This is a genomic window from Gemella haemolysans, assembly GCF_028308085.1.
GTDB lineage: Bacteria > Bacillota > Bacilli > Staphylococcales > Gemellaceae > Gemella > Gemella haemolysans_D.
In genome coordinates this window covers 1-16,756 of sequence record NZ_JAQMFS010000071.1, presented here as the reverse complement: position 1 = coordinate 16,756, position 16,756 = coordinate 1, and the positions used below count along the sequence as shown (strand labels likewise).

At 35.8% G+C, this 16,756-nt stretch carries 4 protein-coding genes; 3 read left to right on the top strand and 1 reads right to left on the bottom strand.

Features of this window, described 5'->3' with window-relative positions; translation table 11 throughout:
* Window positions 1-37: 37 nt before the first annotated feature.
* Window positions 38-268, top strand: a complete 231-nt coding sequence (locus PNO30_RS06055) for a hypothetical protein (protein WP_271987536.1) — start codon at window positions 38-40, stop codon at window positions 266-268.
* A gap of 221 nt (window positions 269-489) precedes the next feature.
* On the opposite strand, the gene PNO30_RS06050 is transcribed toward PNO30_RS06055, so the two are convergent.
* Window positions 490-1,323, bottom strand: coding sequence for a YwqG family protein (locus PNO30_RS06050; RefSeq protein ID WP_271987535.1), 834 nt, complete (start codon window positions 1,321-1,323; stop codon window positions 490-492).
* A 1,042-nt stretch (window positions 1,324-2,365) separates the two neighbouring features.
* On the opposite strand from PNO30_RS06050, the gene PNO30_RS06045 reads away from it, so the two are divergent.
* Window positions 2,366-11,161, top strand: a complete 8,796-nt coding sequence (locus tag PNO30_RS06045) for a YSIRK-type signal peptide-containing protein (RefSeq protein WP_271987534.1) — start codon at window positions 2,366-2,368, stop codon at window positions 11,159-11,161.
* An 811-nt stretch (window positions 11,162-11,972) separates the two neighbouring features.
* The coding region (locus PNO30_RS06040) for a YSIRK-type signal peptide-containing protein (RefSeq protein WP_271987532.1) at window positions 11,973-16,756 on the top strand (4,784 nt) is incomplete at its 3' end.

Genomic DNA, 16,756 nt, shown 5'->3' with positions numbered 1-16,756 from the left:
TAAAGGTGAAGAAAATTTAGAAAAGGGGTTGTTTAATATGGAAGAAGTACAAGCTGAGGATACAATGCTATTGGTAGAGTTAATGTCGAAGGCAAAAATAGCAACAGAGTTTATAAAAAAATCACAAAAGCTACCTACGAAAAATATATGGATGATAGAAGTAGAATGTTATTGTAATAACTGTAACAGGTATTTTGATGCTGAAAGTCAAGATTTTGGTTATCCAACTTGCCCTTACTGCGGTTCGGATAATGTATCAGACTTTTAAAAAGTATAAACCAGAGATGAAAGTGAATTATAATAAGGTTCGTTGTAATTCAATTTATAATATACACAAACGAAAAAGGACAGAAAGTAAATTTTTACTCTCTGTCCTTTTGAACGTTTTATTAAAAAAGGTTATATCACTAAATAATAAAAATCTAAGCAGCGAATTGCTGCCTAGATTTTATTTTTTCTCTATGTTCCGAATTTAACAGAGAGTCTTAATTAACAGCAATCCCAGTTGAATAATGTATCTTCAAAATCTAAGTTTGCTAATTTTTCTTTGTTGATAAAGAAGTTTGCAACTCCTGAATCGCCCCACATAATTAGGTTATCTTTCGTGTTCGCATCCCATTCACTTTCTATTTGAAGAAGCATAGTGTCGTACGCTTCTTTGTTTTCAGGGTCACGTGGATCCCATTGAACAAATGTTGGATAGCCACCTATAGCGTGTTTAACGCCATCAAAAGCTTTAAATAGAGTTTTATAGACTTCACTATCAAGGTCTTCGTATAAATCTTCTACCTGTTCATCAGGAAATAATTCATGGATAGCATCTTTTGCGATATCTTCGAACAAGAAGTCTGTAGCTGTAATCGTTGAAGTTCCTTTGTTGAATGTTAATGCAAATGATGCATCTTTTTCTTGGAATGGAGAATATTCCTCGTCGTTATCTTCGCTAGGAAGATGATACTTGCTTAGTACATCTCCATTTGTTATGTTTTCATCTATATCTTTAATATATTTTACGACATTAGTTCCTTTAGAATCTAGTCCGAAAGAATCATCGCGTGAAATCCAGAATTGTAGTAATCCTTCTTTAGGATAAATATCATTTTCTGGTAGTTCAGTACAGTTAATTTGAGCTAGTAGTGCAAGTTGATTACCTTCTGCGTCTGCTGGAACCTCAGCGTCTTGTGCAATGTAAGGAACTCCTCCAAATTTATTTGTACTAACATTTAGACCTCTATCTCCGCTGATAGAAATTCCAATATATTCTTTTGTGTGTTCATTTTTTATTTTTTCTATAACTTTGTTAATATCTTCAATTGTAATCATATAACCCTCCGGTATACGTGTATTTTAGTTTTTTGTTAAAATTTGGCTATGTATTATCGAATGTATAACCAATGTACAATATTTTTTTAAGTATTTTTGTGGTGAAATTTTACAAAAATTGATTAAAAGTGCTTGCTAGATTGTCGTTAATCAAACTTTTTAAAATTACTTTCATATTATACATAAAAAATAATTAAATACATAATATTCCACGTTTTCATTCTATCATAGGTCTTAAAGTAGGTCAATAGAGTAACTATTTGTTACATATGTAAAATATTTAAATGAATTATTATTTAATGAAAAATGCTGGAGATGATTTTAAATGTTCGAGATTTGTTTTTAACTTGTATATATATTTGAAATTGTTGTTCACTGATATTCTATTTAGTTAAAAAATAATGATACTAATATTCGTTTTCCACTAAAAAATATAATATAATTTATAAATAACAGGTCAATGTTTTAGGCTGGATTAATAAAAATAATTATTTTATTAATATAAAATAATTAAATGAAGGAAGTTAAGTTAATTTCTAGAAATAGTTTGATGAAAAGTTTATAATATCAGTGTTTTTTACAGTAAAGAACATAAATGAAGATTGAAGTTGTTTGTAGGCATGAGATTATAGATTTCTATAGTTATAAAACATTAGAGTAAGTAAAAATTAAGAATAAAACTGCGTGATAATAGATAGCATCTAGTAGTTTGAAAGGTTGATTTTAACATGGTTTCATAAGGCTGTCTATACTCGGAAAAATGTGGCTAATGTATGAGGGTTTTATGATTTGTAGCCGAAAAAAAATATAGATTTAAAAATCGAGTCGATTCCTTGGACAAAAAGGATAATATTTGGTATTATTAATAGTGGAATTCAAAAAATGGATTTCAAATTAGTAGTATGCGTTCAAGTTAAATATCATAATCAATAAAATCGAAGATAAAGAGTTTGAAAAAGGTTTAGTTTAGAAGAAAATATATCATAAGAGGAGATATTTAATTTAACGCTAAAAAGTTATATATATCATAGGAGGAAGTTTGATGGTAGGAAAAAATAATAAGTACTTAAAAACCACAAAAGAAGGTACTAAAGTAGAATCGTACTCTATCAAAAAATTCAAAGTCGGTACAGCATCAGTAGTGATCGGTGCTAGTATCTTTTTAGGTGCTGGAGCAGTGTCTCAAGCAGCTGAGGAAGTTTCTAATAACACAACTGCGGACAACACAACAAACGCAGGAGCAAAAGAGGAAACACCAAAAGCACAAGCACAACCAGCAAAAGTAGAAAACACGAAAGAAAGTGTTGCAGCGGCAGTAGCTGAAAAAGTGGAAGCTCCGAAAACAGAAGCTAAAGCTGAAGCAAAAGCAGCTGATAAAACAGCTCTAAAAGCAAGTATTGAAAACTTAGAGCAAAAATTAGCAGCGGCTAAAAATGCTGATGAAGTAGCATTAAAAACAGCTCGTGAAGAATTAGCAAAAGCAAAAGAAGTATTCGCAAAAGCTAATGCAACTCAAGACGAAGTTAATACGAAAGTAACAACACTAAACGTGCTAACTTCAGTAGTAGCAGAATCAGAAGCAACTGGAACAGCTGCGAAAGATGAAGCTAAAAAAGCTGAAGAAAAAGCAAAATCAGAAGCAAAAGAATCTAAAGAAGTTAAAGAAGCTAAGAAAGAATTAACTCAAGTAACTTCAGAAGCAGAAGTAACAAACGTGTTGGCTAAAGAAGCTATTCGTAAAAACGAAGTTAAAATCGAAGCAAAACCAGCTGTAGAAAAAGCAGTAGCTAAAAACGAAGAAGTTATCAAAGTAGCTAACAACTTACTTGGAAGTGACAATGTAACTAAAGAACAAATCGCAAGAAGCTTAGAAGAATTAAGCAACTCTATTAAAGCGGTATACGCTGAATTAGAAAACGCTGGTGTTCGTCGTGACGGTAGATACGGAGTAGCTCTTTCAGCTAATGAAGGATACACAGCTTCTTCTACAGAATTAAGAAAAGAAAATGGAGAATTTCTTGGTTCTACAGGTAAATCATACAAAGTACTAGATGGTAACGCTAACTATAAAGTTTATGTTCATGGTTATCAATCTGAGAACACTGATGTGCCTGCGACTAATAATGGACAAGCCGGGACAAGTGGTCGTACAGATATTCCTTTATCAAAAACAGAAGCTCAAAAGCTTGGACGTGAAGCTATTCTATGGAATGGAAAGATCCGTGTTACAGGAAAAGCTAACAAAGATAAGATCATTAGCACATACGGTGCAGGAGGTGCTTATGAGTATCTAACTACAGAAATCTACGGATATACTTATGAGCAAGGAAATCATTATGTTTATCTTACAGATGTAAAAAAACGTTTTAGTTTATCACCAGAGGCAACTGCTGCAGGATATACAATTACAAAAGTTGATATGAGCAACTTACCACCAGGATTAGCATATAATGCTGATAAAGATACTGTGGAAGGATATGTATCATCTACTCTTCAAAATGGTGTATATGACATGCGTTATATTTTAACTATAGAGAAAGGTGGAGCTACTCAGCAGGTTGGTTTCAAAGACTTAACGGCTGGATGGATAGGATGGCAAGATTCATCTGCACCAGTTATTCAAGGAAAATCAAAATTAGTAACAATTGGCGATCAAGTTAATCATAACATCAAATATGTTGATAACGATGGAATGAGTCGCGATGAAAGAGCAGGTTATGTATACAGAAAAAATGGAGAAAAAGTTGTTGCCGGTTCAAAAACTGCTCCTGGAGGCGCGACTGGAGCAACTTTCACTGCAGTTGACGGATCTAAAGTAAATACCGAGAATGGACCGCAAACGGTCACAGCCCACACAGCCCTAAATGGTAATTATACGGGAAGTCAAACTTCGATAAATGATGTCGTACCAGGATTAAATTATAATCCACAAACTGGAGACATTACTGGAACAGCGTCAGAAGCGGGAATTTTTACAGCGGCTGTTTATGCAAAAGACTATAATAATACAACCAATGCGAAAAATCAGGATTGGAATATGTATGGTCAAGAAGCTCATGAAAATATTACTATTGCTGTAGCACCAAAAATTACAGTATCTAACGTAGAAGCATATGCTACAAAAGTACCTGTAACTATTTCAAACGGAGCTAACACTGCAGAAATTACAATGCCAGATGGTACTGTAACTAAATTAGCAGTTAAGGATGGAAACTGGACAGTAGCAGCTGGAACTACAAATACAGCTGTAAATGAAGGAGATGTACTAGGAGCAGCTTCTACAACAGCACCTTCAAAATTCAATCTTCCGGTAACATCTGATGCTACACAATACGTAGGTGTTGATAGTATTGCAGCAAAAGCAACAACTGATAAGGTGAAAGCAAATATTCAACGTGAATTTGCTATGGTAAATGACGCAGCAGGTAATACGTATAAAGCGGTATTTAACAGTGCAACAGGTAAATATTCATTACCTACTGAAAAAGCTTATGAATTAAAAGACAATGGTAATGGTACATCAACTCTTATTGAACGTCGTGTTTATACAGATGCTCAAGCAAATGGTGATGTTAAGTTCGTTGTTTATGAGTTTGAACGTACATGGAATACAACATCTTCAGCAGCAACATTAGTAGATAAAATTGCTGAAATCCGTAAAAATGGTGAGGTAACAGCAGTAGGTAATGTTACACGTACAGAGACTCTAGTTAAAAAAGATAACACATCTTCAGAACAAGGGATGGTAGTTACAGTAAGTTATGACTCAGTAACAAATCAATGGACATCTTCTGACGGAACAGCAGTAACAGCTAAAAAATCAAATGCTGGTTGGGAAGTTGAAACAGCATCAGGATTTAAAGGGTATGTAGCATACCGTGAAGCAAGCTCAACAGACGTAGCATCAATTCAAAATGCTAAGCCAACGGGGACTTCAACAAGTTACTCAGAAGCAAAAGATGCTTCAGTAGATTTACTAAAATCAGAAAAAGCTAACGTTGATTTCACAGATACTATCGATGATAAATCAGACGATGCTCAATCAGAAACAATTAAAACAAAATTAACGGTAACAGCTCCAGATGGAAGCCAAAAAGTATTTGATGCGGCGAAAGCAGAAGAAACAGCTTATATTCAAGCACAACGTACAGCGGCAGCTAAAACTCAAGCGGCAGCAACGGCTGTAAAAGAACAACAAGAATCACAAAATGAATTAGCACGTCTTCAAGAACTATTAGATCGTTCAACAAGAACGGTAGAAGATGCTCAATCAGCATTAGACAACTTGAAATTACGTACAATTTCACCAACAGCTCAAGAATTAGCAGAAAGAAAACTTGCGCATGCCAAAGAGTTTAAAGCATCTATTGAAGCACAACTAGCGACAGCTCAAGCAAATCTTTCAACAAAAAATACTGAAGTAGAGTCAGCGCGTACTGCAGCCCTAGAAGCTGAAAAAGCGGTAGAAACAGCTCGTGAAGCATTGAAAACAGCTGCAGCAGCAAACCTAGCAAACCCAGAAATCGCAGCATATACATTAGGTCAATATGGAAGCTATAAAGTTACAGTAAGAGCAGTAGACTCAAACGGTGTTGTAACTACTCCAACAGTAGGAGGAACAGATTCAGGTGAAGTAACAGAAGATGCAGTAGCAGAAACAACTTACTACATCGTAGTACCTAAACCAGAAATTTCTTCAGGAGCTCAAGATACTCCACAAAGTGATACTATGGAAAAAGGATTCAAAACTGGACTTCCTGAAAACTCTACAGTATCAGACTACAAACTAGTAGATCCAACAACAGGAAATAAAGTTTCTTCAGTAACAACTGATGAAGGAACTTACACAGTTAATCCAACAACAGGTGAAGTAAGCTTCACACCAGCTCAAGGATATGTTGGAACTGCTAAACCAATTTCAGTAGCAGCTAATGTAACTATCCCAGGAGAAGATGGTAACCCTGTAACAGTAGAAGCATCAACTACATACACACCAACAGTTTATGGTGTTAAAGGTAATGCTGATACAACTAAAGATATACAAGGGGCAGTCCAAACTTCTAAACCAGGAATTGAAAGATTCTCTAAACTAAACACTCCAGAAAACACTCCAGATGGTACAAATGTTGATTTAACAACAGCTAAGTACTCATTAGAAGGTGCTGATAATGAAGGTAAAGTTGTTGTTCCAAACGAAGGAACTTACACAATTGATCCAACAACAGGTGTTGTAACATTCACTCCACTTCCAACATTCACAGGAACAGCGCAAGGTGTAGATGTAAAAGTAACAGCTAATGCAACTGACAAAGAAGGGAATACTGTAGAAGTAACAGCAACTGGAAAATACACTCCAGTAGTTGAACCTGCATCTCCAACTGCAGAAGCGGCAACATCAACAGACGTACAAGGTGCAACTCAAGAGCAACCTGTAACATTCAACGATTCGAAAACAACAATCGATGGTGTTGAGAAAAAAGTACCAATTGATCCAACAACATACACATTATTAGATGAAAATGGACAACCAGCTTCAGAAGTACCAGCAAAAGACGCAACAGGAAAAGTAGTAGGTACTTACACTGTTAAGAATGTAGACGGAAAAGCAGTAGCGGTATTCACACCAACTGATAAAACATATGTAGGTAAAGTAGAACCGGTAACTGTTCAAGCGAAAGATAAAAACGGAACACCTGTAACAACTACTTATACACCGAACATTACACCTGTAACACCAACAGGAACACCAGCAACTTCAGAAGGAATCCAAGGTTCACCTCAAGAAGGAACTCCAACATTTACGCAAGGACACCCAGTTGCTCCAATTAAAATCGATGCAACTCAACCTGCTAAATTAGTAGATCCAACAACAGGTAAACCAACTGATGAACCAACAATTCCAGCTAAAGATTCAACAGGAAAACAAGTTGGTACATATACAATTGATCCAACATCAGGAAAAGTAACATTCACACCGAATAAAGACTTCGTAGGTACTCCAGTACCAGCAACAGTAGAAGTTAAAGATGCGAATGGAACACCAGCAACAGCGACTTACACACCAACTGTTAAACCTGTAACTCCAATTGGTAAAGTTGCATTCACAGAAGATATTCAAGGTGCAACTCAAAGCGGAAAACCAGCCTTTGAAGGTGGTAAAACAACAGTAAACGGTAAAGAAGAAACTGTACCGATGGATGATACTGTACCAGCAACATTCGAAGATGGTAATACAACTAAGACAATCAAAGGAGAAGGTACTTACACAGTAGCTCCAGACGGAACAGTAACATTTGTACCAGAAAAAACATTCACAGGAAAAGGTACAACATTAACAGTAATCCGTAAAGATAAAAATGGAACACCAGCTCGTGGAGAATACACAGCGGTAGTTCACCCAGTAACTCCAACAGGATGGGATGTAATTTCTGCAGATATCCAAGGTCAAAAACAACACGGAAAACCTAAGTTCAAAGGTGGAACAGTAGAAATCGGTGGAGAAGAAAAAACTGTAGAAATCGATGAAAATGTAGCACCAGTATTACTTGATCCAGCGACAAAACAACCAGTACCAGTGGGGACTACTGTAAAAGTTGAAGGAGAAGGAGAATATACTCTTAAACAAGACGGAACAGTTGATTTCGTTCCTGAGAAAACATTTGTTGGTGAAGCTAAAGGGGTAATCGTTCAACGTGTTGATAAACTTGGACAACCAGCTATTGGTAAATACCGTCCAATCGTTATCGGGGCTAAACCAAAAGCACAACCGGCTACATCACAAGATGTTCAAGGTCAAGTTCAAAAACAACCTGTTACATTTATCGATAGTGTAGTAGATAAAACGACTGTACCTGATATCGATCACCCAGATGTAAAAGTAGCAGTTCAAAAAACTGTACCGATTAATCCACAATCTTACACATTATTAGATGAAAATGGACAACCAGCTACGAAAGTCCCTGCGAAAGATCCAGAAGGAAATGTAATCGGGGAATACACTCTTGAAGTAGTAGATGGAAAAGCTATCGGAGTATTAACTCCAAATGCAACTTACCATGGTAAAGTACAACCAGTACGTGTTCAAGCAGCGGATGAAAATGGAATCACAGTAGAAACTACTTACACACCATACATCACGCCGGTAACACCAACAGCGACTCCAGTAACTTCAGAAGGAATCCAAGGTAAATCACAAGAAGGTACACCAACATTCAAAGAAGGTGACAAAAAAGTACCTATTAACTTAGATAAAGCACCAAAACTAGTAGATCCAACAACAGGTAAACCAACAGATGCAACATCTGTAAAAGTACCAAACGAAGGAACTTACGAAATTGATGAAAATGGAAAAGTAACATTTACACCAGAACCAAACTTCACAGGTGAAGCTAAAGGAATCGAAGTTCAACGTGAAGATAAAAACGGAACACCAGTAAATGGTAAATACACTCCATTCGTTAAACCAGTAACACCAAAAGGTGATGAAAAAGAAACACAAGATATCCAAGGTGCACCACAAAAATCAACACCAACATTTACAGGTGGAAAAACAACTGTTAACGGTAAAGAAGAAACAGTCGAAATTGATACTACAAAACCAGCTAAGTTGGTAGATCCAACAACTGGTCAACCAACAGAAGAAAAAACTGTAAAAGTACCAGGAGAAGGAACATACACAATCGATCCGAAAACTGGAGAAGTAACATTCACACCAGAACCACAATTCAAAGGTAAAACTTCAGGAATTAAAGTTCAACGTGTTGATAAAAACGGAACGCCAGCTGAATCAACATACACACCAACAGTATTAGGGGTAACACCAAAAGGTAAAGAAGCTAAATCTAAAGATCTACAAGGTGAAACTCAAACAGGAAAACCAACATTCAAAGGTGGAAAAACAACTATAAATGGTAAAGAAGAAACAGTAGAAATCAACAACGATGAACCAGCAACATTCGAAGATGGTTCAACTACAAAAGTAGTACCAAACGAAGGTACTTACACTGTAGCGCCAGATGGAACTGTAACATTCGTACCAGAAAAAACATTCACAGGTGTAGCAAAAGGTGTAACTGTTCAACGTGTTGACAAAAACGGAACACCGGTAACAGCGAAATACACACCAACAGTAATTCCAGTATCACCATCTGGAGAAGATGTAACATCAGTGGGTCCTAAGAATACACCTCAAGAAGAAACACCAGTCTTCAAAGGTGGATCAGAAACTGTTAACGGTAAAAACAAAACAGTAGAAATCGATAAAGATGTACCAGCGACATTCGAAGATGGTTCAACTAGAAAAGAAGTTCCAGGAGAAGGTGTATACACTGTTGATAAAGACGGAAAAGTAACATTCACTCCAGAAAAAGACTTCGTAGGTGTAACAAAAGGTGTAACTGTTAAACGTGTTGATAAAAATGGAACACCAGTAACAGCGAAATACACACCAACAGTTCTAGGAGCAACATCAACTAAAGATGTAGTATCTGAAGGACCAAAAGGTAAACCTCAATCAAATACTCCAGTATTCGAAGGAGATATCGATAAAGATGTACCACCAACATTCGAAGACGGAAAAACTACAAAAGTAGTACCAGGTCAAGGTACTTACACTATTGATCCAAATGGAAAAGTAACGTTCACTCCAGAACCAGAATTCGTAGGAACAGCATCTGGTGTAACAGTTGTTAGAAAAGATAAAAATGGTAAAACAATCTTTGCATCTTACACACCAACAGTTCGTCCAGACACTATCTTCAGAGATAAAGAAGGAAAAGAAATTCCAGGATACCCAAGTGAAGATGGAACAACTCCTAAGAAAGACATCCCAGGATACAGATTCGTAGAAACTGTAACTGACAACGATGGAAATACAAAACACGTCTACGAAAAAGTTAAAACTTCATTCAAGGATAAAGAAGGAAAAGACATCCCAGGATATCCAACAGAAGAAGGAGAAACACCGAAGAAAGATATCCCAGGATATAGATTCGTAGAAACTAAGAAACTTCCAAATGGAGATACAGAACACGTATACGAAAAAGTTAAAACATCCTTCAAAGATAAAGAAGGAAAAGAAATTCCAAATTATCCAACAGAGGATGGAGACCAACCGAAGAAAGATATCCCAGGATACAGATTCGTAGAGACTAAGAAACTTCCAAATGGAGATACAGAACACGTATATGAAAAAGTTAAAACTTCATTCAAAGATAAAGAAGGAAAAGAAATTCCAAATTATCCAACAGAGGATGGAGAACAACCGAAGAAAGATATTCCAGGATATAGATTCGTAGAAACTAAGAAACTTCCAAACGGAGATATCGAGCATGTATACGAAAAAGTAACACCTCCAGCGCCAACACCAACTCCAGTAGTAGAAAAAACTACATCATGGGTAGATGAAAACGGAAATCCATTAAAACCATTAGAAAATGGAACAAAAGTTCCAGGAGAAATCTCAGGATATGAGTTCGTAAGAACTGTAACTGATAAAGATGGAAATGTACGCCACATCTTTAAACCGGTTAATCGTATTCCAGAAGAAAGCAGAACTACAAACTGGGTAGACGAAAACGGAAATCCTCTAAAACCAACAGAAAAAGGAACTAAAGAAGCTGGAAAAGTTCCAGGATACGAATTCGTAAGAACAGAAGTAGATAAAGAAGGTAACTTAGTACATATCTTCAGAAAAGTAACGGACTCTGTTGAAAAAGTACAACCTAAACGCCTAGCTAACACAGGTGAAAGTGGAGTTGATACAGGATTAGCAGGATTCGGAGCATTACTTGCGGGTATTGCTGTGGCTGTAAGAAAACGCCAAAGAAAAGACGACTAATTAGAAATCTAAAAAACTCTTAATGATATATATGAGCCACCCTCTAGATAATAGAGGGTGGTTTTTTGTGTTTTTTGAGTTGAAACGCTGTATTATGAAAAATGGAAATAATTAAGATATATAAATTTCAAAGATAAGATAAAGTAGAGAGATGTCGCAAGGAATATTATTTAAAGTATATTTTAAGTAATATTTATAACTTTTTAAGTTATTTAAAGTATATTTTAAGTAAACTGTAGTTATTGTACTTAATTTCTATTCTTATAAGTTAAAAGTTACTGTTAAGGTGATTATACGTGATGTTATATTATTTATTAGAAACTGTTATAGGTAATAAATTTTATTAAAAACAAAAATACTTTTAAAAAAATCTTAAGTTCTGTGCAAAGTAATTACAATAATTACAAAAGTTGATTTTATAGGTTTTTCTGTTTATAAAAGCTGATTTAAAGGTGTTTTTAAGAGGTATAATATTGTATAAAAAAGTAGAATTTTAAAGATTGATAGAAAAAATTAAGGGAAAAATAGTAGACACAATGAAAATATTTTGGTAAAATGATAAAGAAATCAAATGAATTTCAAAATTAGTAAAAAAAATATATAGTTAATAAATTAATGGTAAGAGGTTAATTTATATTTGGAGAAATATTATATTGGAGTTTTTATACAAAAGCAATATGGTTTATGAAAAAATGTAACAAGATTGTTATGTTTTTTTATGTTTTGTTATTAATTAAGTTTTGTTATATAGGTGAATGTCTAAAAATTCACAATCAATTAATAATACAATATATACCATAGGAGGAAAATAATGGTAGGGAAAAACAACCAATATTTAAAGAGTACCAAAGAAGGTACAAGAGTCGAAAGTTACTCTATTAAGAAATTCAAAGTGGGTGCAGCATCAGTAGTAATCGGTGCTAGTATCTTTTTAGGTGTAGGAACAGTAGCGCAAGCTAGTGAGCAAGTATCGGACAACACAACAACACAAAGCACATCAAACACAGATGCTAAAGTGACAAAAGAAGAAGCACCTAAGGCTGTTGAAAAAGCAGCAAAAGTAGAAGAAACTGCTAAAGAAAGTACGGTAACAACAGCAGTTGCAAAAGAAGAAACTAAAAAAGCAGAAAGCACAAAAGATACAGCGTCTAAAGAAACTGTAAAAGAAAATACTGCTAAAGAAGAAAAAACTGAGACAAAAGCTGCGAATAAAACAGCTTTAAAATCAACAATCGAAAAATTAGAACAAAAACTAAACGAAGCTAAAAATGCTGATGAAGCAGTAGTGAAAGCTGTTCGTGAAGAATTAGCGAAAGCGAAAGAAGTATTCGCAAAAGCTGATGCAACTCAAGAAGAAGTAGATGCAAAAGTAGCTACACTTGAAGCATTAAACTCTACAGTTGTAGAATCAAATGCAAAAGTAACTGCAGAGAAAGAAGAAACTAAAAAAGAAGAAGAAAAAGCTAAAACTGAAGCAAAACAAACTGAAGAAGTAAAAGAAGCTAAAAAAGAACTAACTCAAGTAACTTCAGAAGCTGAAGTAACAAACGTACTTGCTAATGAAGCAATTCGTAAAAATGAAGTTAAAATCGAAGCGAAACCAGCTGTAGAAAAAGCAGTGGCTAAAAACGAAGAAGTAATTAAAGTAGCTAATAACTTACTAGGAAGCGACAATGTAACAAAAGAACAAATCGCTAAAAGTTTAGAAGAGCTAAGTAATTCTATTAAAGCGGTATATGCTGAATTAGAAAATGCTGGTGTTCGTCGTGATGGTAGATACGGAGTAGCTCTTTCAGCAAATGAAGGATATACTTTAGAATCTACAGAACTAAGAAAAGAAAATGGAGAATTTGAAACAGCGACTGGGAAAACGTATAAAGAGTTAGATGGTAATCCTGCATATAGAATTTATGTTAAAGGATTCCAATCTGAAAATACAGAAGTCGTTGCTAAAAACAACCCACAACCTGGTACTGGAGCACGTACTGACCTTCCGTTATCAAAAACAGAAGCTCAGAAACTTGGACGTGAAGCAGCGATGTGGAATAACAAACTTCGTGCAAGTGGTCAAAATAATAATACTAACCCATATGGATCAGGTGGAGCTTATGAATATCTAGCAACAGAAATTTATGGATACACATATGAACAAGGTAACCACTATGTTTATCTTAAAGACGTAACAAAACGTTTTGATTTAAATGATGAGGCAAAAGCGGCAGGATACACTATCAAGAGTGTAACTCCGTTGAACTTACCTCCAGGATTAGGATATAACGCAGCTACAGATACTGTAGAAGGATATGTTGGAGCAAGTATTCAAAACGGTGTTTATGACTTCCGTTATGAATTAACTGTTGCAAAAGGTGATACTGAACAAAAAGTATTCTTCCGTGACTTACAAGCAGGATGGATAGGGTGGCAGGATACAACTGCTCCTAGAATTCAAGGTTCTTCAACAATGGTTACTATTGGGGAGGATGTAAGCCATGAATTACAATATGTTGATAATGATGGAGTAAATAAAGATATACGTGCTAACTATCAGCGTGAAGATGGTTCTAAGTTCGTAGCTGGTTCAAAAACTGCGCCTAATTCATCTGGTAAAAAAGCAGAATTTGTGGCAGCTGACGGGACTACTGTTAAATCAATGAATAGTCCTCAAACAGTTACTGCTTATACAACATTAAATGGTAAAACGAATGGAACTAAACCAGTATCTCTTGACGACACTATTCCAGGGTTAACTTACGCACCAGAAACAGGTTTAATCACAGGTAAACCAACAGAAGCAGGAATCTTTACTGTAGCAGCATTAGCTAAAGATTATAACAGTGCATCAGCATGGAACATGAATGGGCAAGAAGCTCATGAGAATATTACAATCGCAGTAGCACCTAAGATTACGGTGAAAAATGTAGAAGCATATGCAACAAACGTACCAGTAACAATCTCTAATGGAGCTAACAAAGCGGAAATTACAATGCCAGATGGAACAGTTACAAACTTAGTAGCTAAGAATGGGAACTGGGTTGTTGCAGCAGGTACTACAAATACAGCTGTTCAAGAAGGAGCCGTATTAGCACCGGTTGCAACTTCAGGAGAATCAACTATTAACTTAACAGTGACTCCAGAATCTACAAAATATGTTGGTGTCGATAGTATTGCGGCTAAAGCAACAACTGACAAAGTACAAGCACACTTACAACGTGAGACAGTAACTGTTAAAGATCATAACAACAAAGAATATACAGCGACATTTAACCGTGCAACAGGTAAATACTCTCTACCTGTAGAAGATGCATATCACCTTGAAGAAAGTGGAGATAATTCAATTCTTACAGAAAGACGTGTATATACAGAAGCTCAACCTAACGGAAATGTTAAATTATTTGTTTATGAATTCACACGTACGTGGAATGCTAAATCTTCAGCGACAAATCTAGTAGATAAAGTAGCAGAAGTTAGAAAAAATGGTGAAGTAACAGCAGTAGGAGATGTTTTCCGTACTGAAACATTATTACCAAATGATCAAACGTCAAGTACTCAAGGTAGAACGATTAAAGTAAATTATGATTCAGTAACAAATCAGTGGACTGCATCTGATGGATCTAAGGTTACGGCAACAGAAACAGGTGCAGGATGGAAGGTTTCAACTGATTCAGGATTTAATGGGTATATTGCATTCCGTGAAGCAGTAGGATCAGATTTAGCGTCTATCCAAAATGCTAAACCAACAGGAACTTCAACAAGTTATTCGGAAGCAAAAGGTACATCAGTAGACTTAATTAAATCTACTAAAGCAAATGTAGCATTCGCAGATACAATCGATGATAAAACATCAGTAGCAGATTCAGATACTATTAAAACAAAAGTAACAGCAACTGCACCAGACGGAACAGTAACTACTTTTGATGGAGCTCAAGCAGAAGAAACAGCTTATATCCAAGCTCAACGTTCAGCAGCTGAGAAAACTCAAGCAGCAGCTAAAGCGGTAAAAGAAAAACAAGAAGAACAAAATAAATTAGCAAGTTTACAAGAAAGATTAGATCGTCAAATAAGAATGGTTGAAGATGCTCAAACAGCATTAGATAATTTAAAACTACGTACAATTTCACCAACAGCTGAAGAAATGGCTCAAAGAACGCTTAACGTAGCAAAAGAAATTAAAGCAAAACTTGAAGCAGATATCGCAGCAGCTAAAGGGAATGTAGCAATACTTGATTCTAAAGTTACTGCAACTAGAACAGAAGCTGTAGCAGCTGAAAAAGCAGTAGAAACAGCACGTACAGCTCTTAAAACAGCTGCAGAAGCAAACTTAGCTAAAGCTAATGCTTATGTATTATCTCAAAAAGGACGTTACAAAGTAACAGCGAGAGCAGTAGACTCAAACGGTGTTGTAACAACTCCAACAGTAAATGGAACAGATGCTGGTGAAGTAACAGAAGATGCAGTAGCGGAAACAACTTACTACATCGTGGTAACAGATCCAGAGAAATCATCAGGAGCTCAAGGTCAAAAACAAACTGACTCAATGGCAGATAATTTCAATGATGGAAAAGAAGGAACTACAGTATCAGACTTCAAACTAGTAGATCCAACAACAGGAAATAAAGTTTCTTCAGTAACAACTGATCAAGGTACTTACACAGTAGATCCAACAACAGGTGAAGTAACATTCACTCCAGTAGAAGGATTTGTAGGAACAGCTACACCGATGAAAGTTTCAGCGAATGTAACATTCAATGATGAGTCAGGAAACCCAGTAAGTGTAGCGACAGAAAATACATATACACCAACTGTATATGGAGTTCAACCATCAACAGATGAAACTACAGGAAAACAAGGACAACCTCAAACATCTAAATCAGGAAAAGATCGTTTCTCTGAATTAAATACAACAACAAACACTCCAGATGGAACAAATGTAGACTGGACAACAGCTGCATACTCATTAGAAGGAGCTAATGCTGAAGGTAAAGTGGTAGTTGATGGAGAAGGAACATACTCGATTGATCCAACAACAGGAGTAGTAACATTTGAACCACTTCCAACATTCACAGGAAAAGCTAAAGGTGTAAATGTAGAGGTATCAGTAACAGCTACTGACTCAGAAGGAAACAAAGTTCCAGTTACATCAAAAGGAAAATATACTCCAGAGGTAACACCAGTTACACCAACAGGAGAACCAGTTACATCTGAAGGTAAACAAGGTCAAGAGCAAACAGGAACACCTAAATTTACACAAGGTGATGAAACAGCACCAATTACAATCAACGAACAGCAACCGGCTAAATTCGTAGTAAATGGACAACCAGTAGAGTCAACAGAAATTCCAGCAACAAAAGATGGAAAAGAAATCGGTAAATATACAATCGATCCATTAACAGGTGTAGTAACATTCAAACCAAACAAAGACTTCACAGGAACACCAGATCCTGCAACAGTAGAAGTAAAAGATAAGAATGGAACACCGGCTACAGCAACATATACACCAACGGTAACTCCAGTAGTACCAACAGCTGAGCCAAAAGAAACAACTGGAAAACAAGGACAACCACAAACTCAAGAAACAGAGTCAATGTTCAAACAAGG

Excerpts from the sequence above, each read along its gene's own strand:
- PNO30_RS06045 (WP_271987534.1), top strand. The coding sequence starts at position 2,366 with ATGGTAGGAAAAAATAATAAGTACTTAAAAACCACAAAAGAAGGTACT.
- PNO30_RS06055 (WP_271987536.1), top strand. The coding sequence starts at position 38 with ATGGAAGAAGTACAAGCTGAGGATACAATGCTATTGGTAGAGTTAATG.
- PNO30_RS06050 (WP_271987535.1), bottom strand. The coding sequence starts at position 1,323 with ATGATTACAATTGAAGATATTAACAAAGTTATAGAAAAAATAAAAAAT.